Genomic DNA, 13,974 nt, shown 5'->3' on the forward strand with positions numbered 1-13,974 from the left:
CCGATGACGACCATCGCAGCGCAAGAAGCCTTCCTGCAGGCCTTCCACGCCGAGCGGCCGGCGGTCACCGCGGAGGCGTTCGGCGGCGGCCGCGCCCCGGACGGCAGGTCCAGCTATCAACTCCTGTGCGACCGGGTGGCCGGACGCCGGCGGGTGCTGGACCTGGGCTGCGGTGACGGCCTGCTGCTGGAGTTGCTGGCCCGCGAGGAGGGACGCCGGCTCGCGGGGCTGGACCTGTCTCCGCAGTCCCTGGCGCTGGCACGGCGCCGACCGGCGCTCTCCGGGGCCGCGTTGGCGAAGGGGCGGGCGCAGACGCTCCCCTTCGCCGACGACAGCTTCGACGCCTGCGTCTCCCACATGGCGCTGATGCTGATGGGAGAGATCGAGCAGGTCGCGGCGGAGGTCGCCCGGGTCCTGTCCCCCGGAGGAGTGCTGGCGTGCGTCCTCGGCGGCGGCGCCGTCGGCGGGGAGGCGTACGAGCGGTTCCTCGGGCTGTTGCGCCGCACGGTCGAGGAGGCGCCCGCCTCGCAGCGCATCCCGGCGCTGGGTGACCGAAGGACACGCAGCCGTGAGGGACTCGACGAGGTGCTCGCCCCGGCGGGCTTCGCCGCGGTCGACTGGGAGACCGTCCCCCTGGACCTGAGCGGTCCGGTGGCACAGGTGTGGGCCGCCGTCTCCGGTCTCTACGACCTCGGTCCGCTCGACCGGGCGGCCGTGGAGCGCCTGCGGACCGCCTTCCTCGCCGAAGTCCGCGACATCACGGCGCCCGACGGGACCGTCCCCTGCGCCTTCCGGATCCACGTCGCCACGACACGGATGCGGTGAACCCCATGACCGCTGACGGCATCGTGCTCATGTCCGATCCGAGGATCGCGGCCGTCCCGGTCGTCGACTGCGGCGAACCGCTCGTCGACGTCCGCCGCGACGGCTCCCTCGCCGTCGATCCCCGACGCGCGGAGGAATCAGGGGCGTTCGCGCATCTGCGGGAAGGAGTCCTCACCCGGCTGCTCGCCGCGCAATCGCTGTTGCCGGACGGGCTGCGGCTGCTGTTCGTCGAGGGGTACCGGCCGCCCGCGCTGCAACGCGCCTACTTCGAGCGGTACGCCGGCCGGCTCCGCGCCGAGCATCCGGACTGGCCCGCCACGCGGGTGCGCGACGCCGCCGCCCGGTACGTGTCACCGCCGGAGATCGCCCCGCACAGCGCGGGCGCGGCGGTGGACCTCACCCTCGTCTCCGCCGACGGACACGAACTCCACATGGGCAGCGAACTGAACGCCGGCCCGGAGGACAGCGGCGGCGCCTGCTGCACGGACGCCCCCGGTATCGGTGCCGGGGCCCGCGCCGGCCGACGGCTGCTCGCCACGGCGCTGACCTCCGCCGGCCTGGTGAACTATCCCACCGAGTGGTGGCACTGGTCCTACGGCGACCGCTACTGGGCCCTCGCCACCGGCGCCGGCCACGCCCGGTACGGGCCGCGCCCACTCGGCTGACACCGCGCTCCCCCGGCGCCCGTCCCCCACGGCCTCCGCCGCCGGAGGCTTCCGCACCACATCCAGCCGAGGGGTGCGTTCCCCCAGGTCCCGCCGTCCCGCTTCCCCTGACCGGCCCAATGTCGGTGCGCCGGAGGGGCGAGGGCCCGTGACGGGTGTGACCGTGGTGGAAGGAATGCGCGGTGCATCGGTGACGAGGAGGCGGCATGGCGGACCACGTCGGCATGGGGGGCGCGGCGAGCGCGGTGGTGGACGACGCCGACGCGTCGTACGACCCCTCGGGCGCCCGCGTCGATCGGCTGAGCGCCGTCGCCGACGCCGTGCTGTACGAGGGCTACCTGCTCTACCCGTACCGCCGGTCCTCGCCGAAGAACCGGGTCCGCTGGCAGTTCGGGGTGCTGCTGCCCCGGGACTGGGTGGAGCGGGACGGGCCGGTGACGCCCGGGATCTCCGGGTCGGCGGACTCGTGGTACCAGGAGACGCAGGTCCTGCTGCGGGTCCGGCGCGAGGACGCGGTCGTACGGGTACGCGTGCGGTATCTCCAGATGCAGGACAAGCAGGTGGAGGCGGCCGACGGGAGCGGCGGGCACCGCCCGGTCGAGTCCCTGCGCACGGACGACGGCGTCACCCATCTGTCGTTCGAGGAAGCGGTGCCGCGCGAGACCGAACTGGTCCTGCCCTTGGCGGAGTTGCTGCGCGGCGGCGGATCCGTCGCCGTCGGCGCACCGGCCGGTACGGAGTACGCGCCCCTTCCCGCCGAGGCGGGGCGCACGGTACGCCGCCGCCGGGAGCTGCGCGCCGTCACGACGGCCGTGGCCGAGCCGGTCGCGCCGGACCTCTACCGGCTGCGGGTGCGCACCGAGAACACCGGGGAGGTGCCGGACCCCCGGGCGCTGCGCGGTGAGGCCCTGCGGAACGCCCTGATCGCCACGCACACCCTGCTGGGCGGGGACGGCGCGGAGTTCGTGTCCCTCGTCGATCCGCCGGCGGACCTCGCCGAGCAGGCCCGCGGCTGCCGCAACGCGTTCACGTTCCCCGTGCTCGGCGGTGCGGCGCGGGACGGCGGGACGAGCACGGTGCTGCTGTCCGCCCCGATCATCCTCCCCGACTTTCCGCAGGTCGCTCCGGAGAGCCCGGGCGATCTGCACGACGCCGCGGAGATCGACGAGATCCTGACGCTGCGCACGATGCTGCTGACCGACGAGGAGAAGGCCGAGGCGCGGGCCACCGATCCGCGGGCCGCGGACATCCTCGACCGTGTGGACACCATGCCGCCCGAGGTGTTCGCCCGGCTGCACGGCACCATCCGCTCGATGGCGCCCGTGCGTCCGGCGCCCGCCCAGCGGCCCGCCTGGTGGCAGGAGGGCGGTGACGAGGGGCTCTCCCCGGCGACCGACACGGTGGACGTCGACGGGGTGCCCGTCGGCGGCGGCAGCCGGGTGCGGCTGCGTCCGCGCACGCGGGGCGCCGACGCCCAGGACATGTTCCTGGACGGACGGACCGCACAGGTCGCCGCGGTCTTCCACGACGTGGACGGCAGCGTGCGCCTGGCCGTCACCGTGGACGACGACCCGGCCGCCGAACTGCACGACTGGTACGGCCGCTACCACTACTTCCGGCCCGACGAGGTCGAACCGATCGACCGTGCCGGCACGTCCGGTCCGGTGCAGCCGCCCCGGCCGCACGCCCCGCGGCCCGCGCGTCCGGCCGACCGGCCGGAGAGGGGACGGCCCGATGGACACCGCTGAGGGGCCGCCCGGCCGGCGCGTGCCGGGCCCACCGGGCCGACCACGCCCGAACGCCCCCGGCGCACCCCCCACACCGACCCTCGCGGCCCCGTCGGCCGCGGCCCACTCCCCGAATCGAGACCGGCTGCAACGGAGGCCGCAGAGATGACCACACAGAGCGGTAGAACCGAAGTCCAGGGCGAACCCGGCGGCAACGGCGCCCGGGAGGGGTTCGACGAGATCACCATCCTGTGGATCTCGGAGGGCATGAGCTGCGACGGCGACACCGTGTCGCTGACCGCCGCGGGCCAGCCGTCCATCGAGGACGTGGTGCTCGGGCTCATCCCCGGCCTGCCGAAGGTGAACCTCGTCAACAAGGTCCTGTCGCCCAGCCTGGGCGGAGAGGACTTCCTCGCCCCGTACCGGGCGGCGGCCCGTGGTGAGCTGGAGCCGTTCATCCTCGTCATCGAGGGCTCGATCCCGAACCAGAACATCATCGAGGGCGACGGCTACTGGACGTCGTTCGGCAACGACCCCGAGACCGGTGAGCCGCAGACGCTGAACTCGTGGATCGACGACCTCGCGCCCCGGGCCTGGGCGGTGGTCGCCGCCGGGACCTGCGCGACCTTCGGCGGCATCCACGCCATGGCGGGCAACCCGACCGGCTGCATGGGTCTCGCGGACTACCTGGGCTGGGAGTTCAAGGCCCGCTCGGGTCTCCCGGTCGTCAACGTGCCCGGCTGCCCCATCCAGCCGGAGAACTTCATGGAGACCCTGGTCTGGGTGCTCCAGCACGCGGCCGGGACCGCTCCCCCGCCGCCGCTCGACCACATGCTGCGGCCGCAGTGGCTGTTCGGCAAGACGGTCCACGAGGGCTGCGACCGGGGCTCCTACTACGAGCAGGGCGACTTCGCCAAGGACTACAACTCCCCCAAGTGCCAGGTGAAGGTGGGCTGCTGGGGTCCGGTCGTCAACTGCAACGTGCCCAAGCGCGGCTGGATGGCCGGCATCGGAGGCTGCCCGAACGTCGGCGGCATCTGCATCGGCTGCACCATGCCGAGCTTCCCCGACGCCTTCATGCCGTTCATGGACGAGCCTCCGGGCGGCACGTTGTCGTCGATGGTGATCAGGCCGTACGGGGCGGTCATCCGCCGGCTGCGCGGGCTGACCAACGACATGGTGAACCACGAGCCCAGGTGGCGCCACAACAAGCGCAAGCTGACCAGCGGTTACGACCCGCACTGGCGCGCGTGAAACCGCCGGTGAGCGCGCCCGTCCCGCATCCCGCCAACACATTGCCGAATCCGAACAGCGAGGGGCAGTACCGCAGATGACCACCACCGAGTCCCGGCAAGCAGGACGCAAACCCGCCCAGATCGTGGACATGTCCTGGGATCCGATCACCCGGATCATCGGCAACCTGGGCATCTACACGAAGATCGACTTCGCCAACCGGGAAGTCGTGGAGTGCCACAGCACCTCGTCGCTGTTCCGCGGCTACTCGGTGTTCATGAAGGGCAAGGACCCGCGCGACGCCGGGTTCATCACCTCGCGGATCTGCGGCATCTGCGGCGACAACCACACCACCTGCTCCAACTACGCCCAGCAGATGGCCTACGGGGTCAAGCCGCCGAAGCTGGCCGAGCACATCACCAACCTGGGCGAGGCGGCCGAGTACATCTTCGACCACACGATCTTCCAGGACAACCTGGTCTTCGTGGACTTCTGCGAGGCGATGGTCAAGGCCACCAACCCGAGCGTGCTGGCCCGCGCCGAGCGCACCGACGCCCCCCGCGGGGACGTCCACGGCTACCGGACCATCGCCGACATCATGAAGGCCTTCAACCCCTTCGAGGGCGAGGTCTACAAGGAGGCGCTGAAGGTCAGCCGGATCACCCGGGAGATGTTCTGCCTCATGGAGGGGCGGCACGTGCACCCCTCCACGCTGTACCCGGGCGGGGTCGGCACGATGCCGCAGCCGAGCACCTTCACCGACTACCTCAGCCGGCTGATGCGCGTCATCGACTTCATCAAGAAGGCGGTGGCGATGAACGACGACGTCTTCGACTTCTTCTACGAGGCGCTGCCGGGCTACGAGGAGGTCGGCAAGCGCCGCATCCTGCTCGGCTGCTGGGGCGCCTTCCAGAACCCGGACGTCGTCGACTACCGCTACGCGACGATGAACGAGTGGGGCCGGGCGATGTACGTCACCCCTGGAATCGTCGTGGACGGCAAGCTGGTCACCAACAACCTGATCGACATCAACCTCGGCCTGCGCATCATGCTGGGCAGCTCCTTCTACGAGGACTGGGTCAACGAGGACCCCTTCGTCACCCACGACCCGCTCGGCAACCCCGTCGACATGCGCCACCCGTGGAACCAGACCACCGTCCCGGTGCCGCAGAAACGGGACTTCGAGGGCAACTACAGCTGGGTGATGAGCCCGCGCTGGTACCACCAGGAGACCGGCGAGCACCTCGCCCTGGACACCGGCGGCGGCCCCCTCGCCCGGCTCTGGTCGACCGCGCTGAGCGGCATCGTCGACACGCCGTACGTGAAGGCGACCGGCGGCGGCATCCGCATCACCCTGCCCAAGGGCGAGAAGCTGCCGGAGACGACCCTGGAGTGGCGCATCCCGAAGTGGAGCAACACCCTCGAACGGGACCGCGCCCGGCCCTACTTCATCGCCTACGCCGCCGCCATGGCCCTGCAGTTCCTGGAGGAGGCCATGGGGATGCTCAAGACCGGTGACACGAAGGTGTTCGAGAACTTCGAGGTGCCGGACGAGTCGATCGGCTGCGGCTTCCACGAGGCCGTGCGCGGCGTCCTCTCGCACCACCTGGTGATCCGCGACAAGAAGATCGCCAACTACCACCCTTACCCGCCCACCCCGTGGAACGCCAGCCCGCGGGACATCTACGGCACGCCGGGCCCGTACGAGGACGCCGTCCAGGGCCAGCCGATCTTCGAGGAGAACGGGCCCGACGACTTCAAGGGCGTCGACATCATGCGGACCGTCCGCAGCTTCGACCCCTGTCTGCCGTGCGGGGTCCACATGTACATGGGCAAGGGCAAGACCCTGACCACCGTGCACTCGCCGACGTACGGGGCCAACCATGGCTGACACCGCCGTACGGCTGCCCGACCCGGCGGTGGAGGCACGGCTCGCCCGTCTCGACGAGGTGCTGGCCGGCCTGGAGACCACCCCCGGTCCCGTGCTGGAGGCGGTGCGGCTGCTGACCGAGGTGTACGGCGAGGCCCTCGCCCGGGTCCTGGACCACGCGGACGAGCGGCTGGGCAGCCTGCTCACCGGGGACGAACTGCTCGGGCACCTGATGGTGCTGCACGAGATCCACCCGGAGCCGGCGGAGACCCGGGCCGCCCGTGCGGTCGAGAAGCTGCGGCCCGCGGTGCGCGAGCGCGGCGGCGACCTGGAGTGGGCCGGCGTCGACGGACAGGTGGCACGGGTGCGGCTGAGCACCGGCGGCTGCGGTTCCGGGTGCGGCGGCGGCTCGTCGGACGTCCTGGAGGCGGTCCGCGCCGCGGTGCTGGCCGTCGCCCCCGAGCTGACCTCGGTGGAGACGGTGCCGGAGTCCGCCGACCGCAAGGCGGCGCCCGCGTTCGTACCGCTGAACACGATCAGGAAACGGGCCGTGCCCCAGGAGTCGCGGTGACGGCGGACGGGGCGCTCGCCCGGGTTATCCGCTCCGCCGCCGACCGGGCGGCGCGGGCGGAGGCCGAGGTCTGCGAGCTGTGCGCGGCCCGCGTGGCCCCGGACCATCCCCATCTGTACGACACGGGCGCCGCCGAGGTGCGGTGCGTGTGCGGCCCCTGCTCGGTGCTCTTCGCCGACGACGGCGCGGGCGAGGGCCGCTACCGGATCGTGCCCCGGCGCCGGCAGCGGCTGCCGCGGGTCGACACCGGGGTGCTGGGCGTCCCGGTGGGGCTGGTGTTCTTCGTGCCGCGTTCCGACGGCACGGTCACCGCGCAGGGCCCGAGCCCGGCCGGGGCCATGCGCTGGGAGGTGGACGCGGCGGCCTGGCAGCGGCTGGCCGCCTCGGTTCCGCAGCTCGCCGCGATGACGCCCGATGTGGAGGCGTTGCTGGTGAACACCGCGCGCGGCAACGACGAACACTGGATCGTGCCGGTCGACGACTGCTACCGGATGGTCGCCCTGGTCCGCCGCGAGTGGCGGGGCCTCTCCGGTGGCGGCCGGGTCTGGCCGGCCGTAGAACAGTTCTTCAGAGAGCTGACCGAGCGGTCATAGGGATCCGGAAGGAGATCGGACATGGGCAGCATCCGAGTGGGCCGCCCCCAGGCCAAGCCCGACATGCCCTCCCACGTGCGCGGACTGCACCAGGGGAACAAGGGCCCGTACCAGCACCAGACCGGACACCACGAGGACGGCAGCTCCGACGCGCGCCGCTCCACCGGCATCCACTGGAAACGGCATGACGCCCTGGTGAAGGACATGCCGAACATCTCACCCGGATGAGCCGGATGAGACAGCAGAAAGTGACCGTCATGGACATGGGCAAGAGAAGAAGATCCACGCGTTCGGGCCTTACGGGACGCCAGCTGCTCGTGGCCCAGGCCGCGGTGGTCGGCAGCCTCGTCGCGGCCCTGTTCGTCCGGGAACTCCCGGGCATCCTGCGGGAGGTGCGCATCTACCGGATGACCGGGGGCCTGCGCGCCGGTCACCGGTACCCGTGAGGCCGGCGTGCACGAACTGTCGATCGCGACCGCGATCGTGGAGCAGGCCGGGGAGATCGCCCGGGCGGACGGCGCCGGCGACGTCGCGTCGGTGACCGTCCGGGTCGGGGAGCTGGCGGGGGTGGTGCCGGACGCGCTGCACTTCGCCTTCGAGGTGGCCCGCGACGGTACGGCCCTCGCGGCGGCCCGGCTCGTGGTCGAGCAGGTGCCCGCCCAGGCGTGGTGCGGCGAGTGCGCCGAGGAGTTCGCCGTCGGCATGCCGCCGTTCTTCTGGTGCCCCCGCTGCGACCGGCCGTCGCAGGAACTGCGCAGCGGACGTGAACTGGAGATCACCGGCGTCGAGACCTGACGTCCGGCCCGGTGACGACGTGACCGGCCCCGCCTTCGCGGCGGGGCCGGTCGCGTTGGCCTTCCGGGCCCGGGTCAGCAGATACGGGGCAGCTGCTCGCCCAGCGGCAGGTCCAGCACCCGGGTGCCGCCGAGACCGGTGGCGACGACGACCATGCCGGGGTGGTCGGCCACGCACTCCCCGATGAGGGTCGCGCCGGCGCCGTGCGGGTGGGCGCGCATGGCCGCGAGGACGGCCTCCGCGTGCTCCGGGGGAACGAAGGCGACCAGCCGGCCCTCGTTGGCAACGTACAGCGGGTCCAGACCGAGGAAGCCGCAGGCGTTCGCGACCTCGTCCGGGACGGGAACGGCACGCTCGCGCAGCCGCACTCCGGTGCCGGAGGCGCGGGCGATCTCGTTGAGGGACGCGCCGAGGCCGCCCCGGGTGGGGTCGCGCAGGACGTGGATGTCCTTGGTGACCGCCAGCATGGCCGCGACCAGATCCCCCAGGGGCGCGGTGTCGGAGGCGATCTCGACCCCGAACTCCAGGCCCTCGCGCACACTCATGATGGCGACGCCGTGCAGGCCGATCGGGCCGCTGACGATGACGGCGTCGCCCGGCCGGGCGCGCTGCGGGCGGATGTCGACCCCGTCGGGCACGACTCCGACGCCGGCGGTGGTGACATAGACACCGTCGCCGTGCCCGGACTCCACGACCTTGGTGTCGCCGGTGGCGACGGTGACGCCGGCCGCCCGGGCCGCCTCGCCGACGGCACGTGCGACACGCGCCACGACGGCCAGTTCCACGCCCTCCTCCAGGATGAAGGCGGTGGACAGGTACGCGGGCCGGGCGCCGCTCATCGCGAGGTCGTTGACGGTGCCGTTGACGGCCAGGTCGCCCAGGCTGCCGCCGGGGAAGAACAGCGGCCGTACGACGTAGGAGTCGGTGGAGAAGGCCAGGCGCGCGCCGCCGAGGTCGAGGACCGCGGAGTCGGCGAGGGCGGCCAGGGTGGGGTTGCCGTAGGCGGGCGCGAAGACCTGCTCGACCAGTTCGGCGGACAGGGCGCCGCCTCCGCCGTGGCCCATGACGACGACCGGCTGGTCGCGCAGGGGCGCCGGGCAGGTCCAGTCCGCCGGGTCGACGGGTGCTCCGGGCTCGGCCGCCTGGTGCGGGGCTTCGATGGCGAGGTCAGCCAACGGGGTTCATCTCCTCCTGCGGGATGCGGGATCCCTGCGGTGCCGGGGCGTTCATGCGGCGGTACAGGTAGTAGGCGGCGCAGGCGCCCTCGCTGGACACCATGGTGGCGCCGAGCGGGGTGCGCGGGGTGCAGGCCTTGCCGAACGCCTCGCACTCGGTGGGCTTGATCAGCCCCTGCAGGACCTCGCCGGCCCGGCACACGGCAGGCTCCTCGGTGCGGATGCCGGTCACGTCGAAGCGGTGCTCGGCGTCGAAGGCGCGGAAGGCGTCGGTCAGCCGCCAGCCGCTGCCCGGGATGCGGCCGATGCCGCGCCAGTTGCGGTCGGCCACCTCGAACACCTCCTCGATCATGCGGACGGCGGCCGGGTTGCCCTGGTCGCGCACGGCACGCGGGTAGGCGTTCTCCACCCGGTGCTCGCCGCGCTCCAGCTGGTGCACGGCGCGGCGGATGCCTTCGAGGATGTCCAGCGGCTCGAACCCGGTCACGACGACCGGTACGCGGTGCTTCTCGGCCAGGTCCGGGTACTCGGCGGTGCCCATCACGCTGCACACGTGGCCGGCGGCCAGGAAGCCCTGCACCCGGCAGCTGGGGGCGGTCATGATGGCCTCGATCGCCGGGGGGACCCGGACGTGGGAGACGAGCAGGGTGAAGTTGTCCAGGCCGAGCCGGCGGGCCTGGTGTACGGCCATGGCGTTGGCGGGGGCTGTGGTCTCGAAGCCGATGGCGAAGAACACGACCTGACGGTCCGGGTTCCTGCGGGCGAGTTCGAGGGCGTCGAGGGGCGAGTACACCACGCGGACGTCACCGCCCTCGCCCTTGACGCGGAACAGGTCGCGGTCGGTGCCCGGTACCCGGAGCATGTCGCCGAAGGAGCAGAAGATCACGCCGGGGCGGGTGGCGATCTCCAGGGCCTGGTCGATGACGTCGAGCGGGGTGACGCACACCGGGCACCCTGGTCCGTGGATCAACTCCACTTCCTCGGGCAGGAGTTGGTCGATGCCGTGCCGGATGATGGAGTGGGTCTGACCGCCGCAGACCTCCATCAGCGCCCAGGGCCGGGTGACCGTGGCGCGGATCTCGTCCAGCAGCCGGCGGGCCAGCTCGGGGTCGTTGAACTCGTCGATGTACTTCACCGGGTCTCACTTCCGCTCTCCTGCCGGGACGCCTGCTCCCAGGCGTCCCCGAACTCCTCCTCCAGCAGCCCCAGTTGCTCGAACAGTTCCAGGGACGCCCGGGCGGACTCCTCGTCCAGCCGCTGCAACGCGAACCCGACGTGGACGATCACGTACTCCCCCACCTGGATGTCGGGCAGGTACTCCAGGCACGCCTGCTTCTGTACTCCGCCGAAGTCGATCATCCCGGTGAGCGGGTCGGCGCTGTGGTCGATGGACACGACCTTGCCGGGCACTGCCAGACACATGGGTCACTCCGTCTCGTGGTTGGTTGCTGTTCCCGCGACCATCAGCTGGCCGAGCGCCAGCCCGCCGTCGTTGGGCGGTACCTCGCCGTGCCGCAGCACCGTGAAGCCGTCCCGGGCGAGCAGGGCGGTGCACTCCTCCTCCAGCAGGGCGTTGACGAAGACACCCCCGGTGAGCGCGACGGTGGTCAGGCCGGTCGCCGTGCGGGCCCGGCGGCAGATCTCGGTGACGGCCCGCGCGACGCCGCGGTGGAAGCGGGCCGCCAGGACGGCGGCGGGGGTGCCGCGGGACTGGTCGGCCAGCAGCGCGGCCAGGGCGGGCGCCGGGTCGATCTCGCCGCGCGTCCCGTAGCCGAAGGGATGGGCCACCGCGTCGTCGCCGGCCGCCTCCAGCGCCGCCGCCTCCAGCTCCATCGCGGCCTGGGCCTCGTATCCCGCGCGGTGGCAGACACCCACCAGGGAGGACACCGCGTCGAAGAGCCGGCCCATGCTGGAGGTCGGGACGCAGGCCGCCTGGCGTTCCAACTGCCGTCGCAGGACGGCTTTCTCGACGTCGGAGCAGGCCATGACACTGGGCAGGGCGGGGGTCCACGGCAGCCCGGCCGCCCAGAGCCGGGCGAGCGCCAGCCGGCACGGGTTGGCCACGCCCGCGTCCCCGCCGGGCAGCGGGGCGGGGGTCAGGTGGGCGAAGCGCCGGTAGCCGGTGTAGTCGGCGAGCAGAATCTCGCCGCCCCACACCGTGCGGTCGTCGCCGTACCCGGTGCCGTCGAAGGCGACGCCGATCACGGGTGTGGTGCCGTCGAGGCCGTGCTCGGCCATCGCGGAGGCGACGTGGGCGTGGTGGTGCTGCACGAGGACCGGGGCGCCGGCGCCGAGCCGGCTCGCGCTTCTGCGGGCCCGGGCGGTCGAGTGGTACCCGGGGTGCCGGTCGGCGGCGACCAGGCGCGGGGTGACCCCGGTGAGGCGGGCCAGGTGCCGCTCGGCCCGGTCGGCGGCCTCGAGGGCGGCGAGTTCGCCCATGTCCCCGATGTGCGGCCCGAACCAGGCGTGCTCGCCCTCGCCCAGGCAGAGGACGTTCTTGAGGTCGCCGCCGGCGGCGAGGGTGGGCCGGACGGGGACCGGCAGCCGCAGCGGGCGGGGCACGTATCCGCGGGAGCGGCGCACCACCTGTTCGGTGCCGTCGGGACGGACCCGGAGCAGGGAGTCGTCGCACGGCGAGGCGATGGGCCGGTCGTGGGTGAGCCAGGCGTCGGCGAGGCCGGCCAGCCGGGTCAGCGCCTCGCTGTCGTCGGTGACGATGGGCTCACCGGAGCGGTTGCCGCTCGTCATGACCAGCACCCGGGGGCCGGGGGGATCGCCGGGCAGTCCGAACAGCAGGGTGTGGACCGGGGTGTAGGGCAGCAGCACGCCGAGGTGCGGGCTGCCCGGGCAGACCTGCTCGGCGAGGCGGAGGCCGTCCGGGGGTGTGCGGCGGCGCAGCAGGACGATGGGGCGGCGGGCGCTGGTGAGGGCGGTGCGTTCCGCGTCGGAGAGCAGCGCGATCCGCTCGGCCGTGGCCAGGTCGGCGCACATCACCGCGAAGGCCTTGCCGCCCCGCTCCTTGCGGTCGCGCAGGGCCCCGACGGCCTGTGCGTCGGTGGCGTCGCAGGCCAGGTGGTAGCCGCCGACACCCTTGACGGCGACGATCCGTCCGGCGGCGAGCAGCGCGCGGGCGGCGGCGACCGCCTCCGCGTCCCGGGCGGGGCGGGCGCCGCTGCCGTCGGCCGGGGTCAGGGTGAGCCCGGGCCCGCAGTCGGGACAGGCGACGGGCTGGGCGTGGAAGCGCCGGTCGGCCGGGTCGCCGTACTCCCGTGCGCACGGGGGGCACATCGGGAAGCCGGCCATGGTCGTGACGGCGCGGTCGTAGGGCATGGCGGTGGCGACGGTGAACCGGGGGCCGCAGTGGGTGCAGGTGATGAAGGGGTGCCGGTGGCGGCGGTCGGCCGGGTCGGACAGCTCGGACAGGCAGTCGGCGCAGGTCGCGGTGTCGGGCGGGAGCTGGGTGCGGCCGGGGGCCCGCTCGGTGGTGCGGATGGTGAAGGTGCCGCTCTCGCCGGTGGCGGGCAGGTCCTCGCCGGCGACCGCGGTCACGGCCGCGAGGGGCGGCGGCTGCTCGGCGAGCAGGGCGCAGAACCGGTCCACCTCGCCCGCCGGGCCTTCCACCTCGATGAGCACCCCGTCCCCGGTGTTGCCGACGAATCCGGCGAGGGAGAGTCCGGCCGCCAGGCGGTGCACGTGCGGGCGGAACCCGACGCCCTGGACGGTGCCGCGCACGGTGAGCCGGCGGCGCACCGGGCCGGTGGCGGGGGCGGTCACGCGACGGGGGCGGAGGCGGGGTGGTGGTGGCCGTGGGGGTGCGGGGCGAGGGGCGGGCGGTGCGGCGGGGCGCCGTCGCGTGCGGCGAGGGCGTGCTCCAGCAGGATGTCGACGCCGGCGCCGGTGCGGGCGCAGGACCGGACGATCTCCACGCCCGGGTTGACCCGGTGGACGTTCGCCCGGAAGGCGGTCTCGTCGAAGCCGGCCGGCTCGGCCAGGTCGGTCTTGGTGACGACGACCAGGTGGGCCGAGCCGAACGCGGTGGGGTACTTGAGGGGTTTGTCCTCGCCCTCGGTGACCGCCATCAGGACGACCCGCAGGGTCTCGCCGAGGTCGTAGGCGGCCGGGCAGACGAGGTTGCCGACGTTCTCCACGAAGAGCACGGCGGTGTCCGCCGGGAGCCAGCCGTCGAGCCGGGTGCGGACCTGCCGTGCTTCCAGGTGGCAGAGCCCGTCGGTGAGGAGTTGCTGGACGGGGGCGCCGGAGCGGGCCAGCCGGACCGCGTCGTTCTCGGTCGCGAGGTCCGCGGTGAGCGCGGCCACGGGGACGCCGCGCTCGACCGCGAGGGCCAGGGCCCGGCCGAGGAGTTCGGTCTTGCCGCTGCCGGGGCTCGACAGCAGGTTCACCAGGGTGACGCCCCGCCGGGCCAGGTCGCCGCGCAGGTCGGCGGCCAGGTCGTCGTTCTTCGCCAGTACGGCCTGTTTGACGTCGGACCCGCACATGGGCGCTGCTCCTCGCAAGGTCGG

15 protein-coding genes are annotated in these 13,974 nt (G+C 73.2%); 10 read left to right on the forward strand and 5 right to left on the reverse strand.

The annotated features are described in order from the left end of the window. Positions 1-3: 3 nt before the first annotated feature. The 10 genes from N8I86_RS03365 (at position 4) to hypA (ending at position 8,279) form a co-directional block, all read left to right on the forward strand. Positions 4-825, forward strand: a complete 822-nt coding sequence (locus N8I86_RS03365; protein ID WP_263277057.1) for a class I SAM-dependent methyltransferase — start codon at positions 4-6, stop codon at positions 823-825. A 5-nt stretch (positions 826-830) separates the two neighbouring features. Next, positions 831-1,490, forward strand: coding sequence for a M15 family metallopeptidase (locus N8I86_RS03370; RefSeq protein WP_263277058.1), 660 nt, complete (start codon positions 831-833; stop codon positions 1,488-1,490). 206 nt (positions 1,491-1,696) lie between these two features. Then, positions 1,697-3,238: a hypothetical protein gene (locus N8I86_RS03375; RefSeq protein WP_263277059.1), complete on the forward strand. Its 1,542-nt coding sequence runs from the start codon at positions 1,697-1,699 to the stop codon at positions 3,236-3,238. Positions 3,239-3,382: 144 nt separating this feature from the next. Beyond that, positions 3,383-4,471: an NADH-quinone oxidoreductase subunit B family protein gene (locus N8I86_RS03380; protein WP_073895565.1), complete on the forward strand. Its 1,089-nt coding sequence runs from the start codon at positions 3,383-3,385 to the stop codon at positions 4,469-4,471. A 76-nt stretch (positions 4,472-4,547) separates the two neighbouring features. After that, the gene (locus tag N8I86_RS03385; RefSeq protein ID WP_073895537.1) at positions 4,548-6,341 is read left to right on the forward strand and encodes a nickel-dependent hydrogenase large subunit; all 1,794 of its coding nucleotides are present in this window, start codon (positions 4,548-4,550) and stop codon (positions 6,339-6,341) included. Continuing rightward, positions 6,334-6,891: a NifU family protein gene (locus tag N8I86_RS03390; RefSeq protein ID WP_073895535.1), complete on the forward strand. Its 558-nt coding sequence runs from the start codon at positions 6,334-6,336 to the stop codon at positions 6,889-6,891. Before N8I86_RS03385 ends, N8I86_RS03390 begins: the two co-directional genes overlap by 8 nt. Beyond that, positions 6,888-7,484 (forward strand): DUF5947 family protein, encoded by a 597-nt coding sequence (locus tag N8I86_RS03395; RefSeq protein WP_073895533.1) that lies wholly within the window; start codon positions 6,888-6,890, stop codon positions 7,482-7,484. The genes N8I86_RS03390 and N8I86_RS03395 overlap by 4 nt, the downstream gene beginning before the upstream one ends. A gap of 21 nt (positions 7,485-7,505) precedes the next feature. Next, entirely contained in the window at positions 7,506-7,712 is a 207-nt protein-coding gene (locus N8I86_RS03400; protein ID WP_073895531.1) for a hypothetical protein, read from the forward strand. A gap of 5 nt (positions 7,713-7,717) precedes the next feature. Next, positions 7,718-7,930 (forward strand): hypothetical protein, encoded by a 213-nt coding sequence (locus N8I86_RS03405; RefSeq protein WP_241841046.1) that lies wholly within the window; start codon positions 7,718-7,720, stop codon positions 7,928-7,930. A 7-nt stretch (positions 7,931-7,937) separates the two neighbouring features. Then, positions 7,938-8,279 carry a hydrogenase maturation nickel metallochaperone HypA gene (gene hypA / locus N8I86_RS03410; RefSeq protein WP_073895529.1) on the forward strand — a complete coding sequence of 114 codons (342 nt, stop codon included), beginning with the start codon at positions 7,938-7,940 and terminating at the stop codon, positions 8,277-8,279. A gap of 74 nt (positions 8,280-8,353) precedes the next feature. Here hypA and hypE read toward each other — a convergent pair whose 3' ends face one another. Genes hypE through hypB form a run of 5 tightly spaced genes read right to left on the reverse strand, consistent with a single transcriptional unit; the run spans position 8,354 to position 13,950 of the window. Beyond that, entirely contained in the window at positions 8,354-9,454 is a 1,101-nt protein-coding gene (hypE, locus tag N8I86_RS03415; protein ID WP_079192530.1) for a hydrogenase expression/formation protein HypE, read from the reverse strand. Continuing rightward, positions 9,447-10,589: a hydrogenase formation protein HypD gene (gene hypD / locus N8I86_RS03420; RefSeq protein ID WP_263277060.1), complete on the reverse strand. Its 1,143-nt coding sequence runs from the start codon at positions 10,587-10,589 to the stop codon at positions 9,447-9,449. The genes hypE and hypD overlap by 8 nt, the downstream gene beginning before the upstream one ends. Beyond that, positions 10,586-10,876, reverse strand: a complete 291-nt coding sequence (locus N8I86_RS03425; protein WP_073895525.1) for a HypC/HybG/HupF family hydrogenase formation chaperone — start codon at positions 10,874-10,876, stop codon at positions 10,586-10,588. The genes hypD and N8I86_RS03425 overlap by 4 nt, the downstream gene beginning before the upstream one ends. A gap of 3 nt (positions 10,877-10,879) precedes the next feature. Next, positions 10,880-13,228: a carbamoyltransferase HypF gene (gene hypF / locus N8I86_RS03430; protein ID WP_073895523.1), complete on the reverse strand. Its 2,349-nt coding sequence runs from the start codon at positions 13,226-13,228 to the stop codon at positions 10,880-10,882. Beyond that, the gene (hypB, locus tag N8I86_RS03435; RefSeq protein ID WP_263277061.1) at positions 13,225-13,950 is read right to left on the reverse strand and encodes a hydrogenase nickel incorporation protein HypB; all 726 of its coding nucleotides are present in this window, start codon (positions 13,948-13,950) and stop codon (positions 13,225-13,227) included. Before hypB ends, hypF begins: the two co-directional genes overlap by 4 nt. Positions 13,951-13,974: the final 24 nt, after the last annotated feature.

The organism is Streptomyces albidicamelliae (assembly GCF_025642175.1).
Taxonomy (GTDB): domain Bacteria; phylum Actinomycetota; class Actinomycetes; order Streptomycetales; family Streptomycetaceae; genus Streptomyces; species Streptomyces albidocamelliae.

Excerpts from the sequence above, each read along its gene's own strand:
- N8I86_RS03380 (WP_073895565.1), top strand. The coding sequence starts at position 3,383 with ATGACCACACAGAGCGGTAGAACCGAAGTCCAGGGCGAACCCGGCGGC.
- N8I86_RS03400 (WP_073895531.1), top strand. The coding sequence starts at position 7,506 with ATGGGCAGCATCCGAGTGGGCCGCCCCCAGGCCAAGCCCGACATGCCC.
- N8I86_RS03425 (WP_073895525.1), bottom strand. The coding sequence starts at position 10,876 with ATGTGTCTGGCAGTGCCCGGCAAGGTCGTGTCCATCGACCACAGCGCC.
- N8I86_RS03385 (WP_073895537.1), top strand. The coding sequence starts at position 4,548 with ATGACCACCACCGAGTCCCGGCAAGCAGGACGCAAACCCGCCCAGATC.
- N8I86_RS03405 (WP_241841046.1), top strand. The coding sequence starts at position 7,718 with ATGAGACAGCAGAAAGTGACCGTCATGGACATGGGCAAGAGAAGAAGA.
- hypB (WP_263277061.1), bottom strand. The coding sequence starts at position 13,950 with ATGTGCGGGTCCGACGTCAAACAGGCCGTACTGGCGAAGAACGACGAC.
- N8I86_RS03390 (WP_073895535.1), top strand. The coding sequence starts at position 6,334 with ATGGCTGACACCGCCGTACGGCTGCCCGACCCGGCGGTGGAGGCACGG.
- N8I86_RS03375 (WP_263277059.1), top strand. The coding sequence starts at position 1,697 with ATGGCGGACCACGTCGGCATGGGGGGCGCGGCGAGCGCGGTGGTGGAC.
- N8I86_RS03365 (WP_263277057.1), top strand. The coding sequence starts at position 4 with ATGACGACCATCGCAGCGCAAGAAGCCTTCCTGCAGGCCTTCCACGCC.
- N8I86_RS03370 (WP_263277058.1), top strand. The coding sequence starts at position 831 with ATGACCGCTGACGGCATCGTGCTCATGTCCGATCCGAGGATCGCGGCC.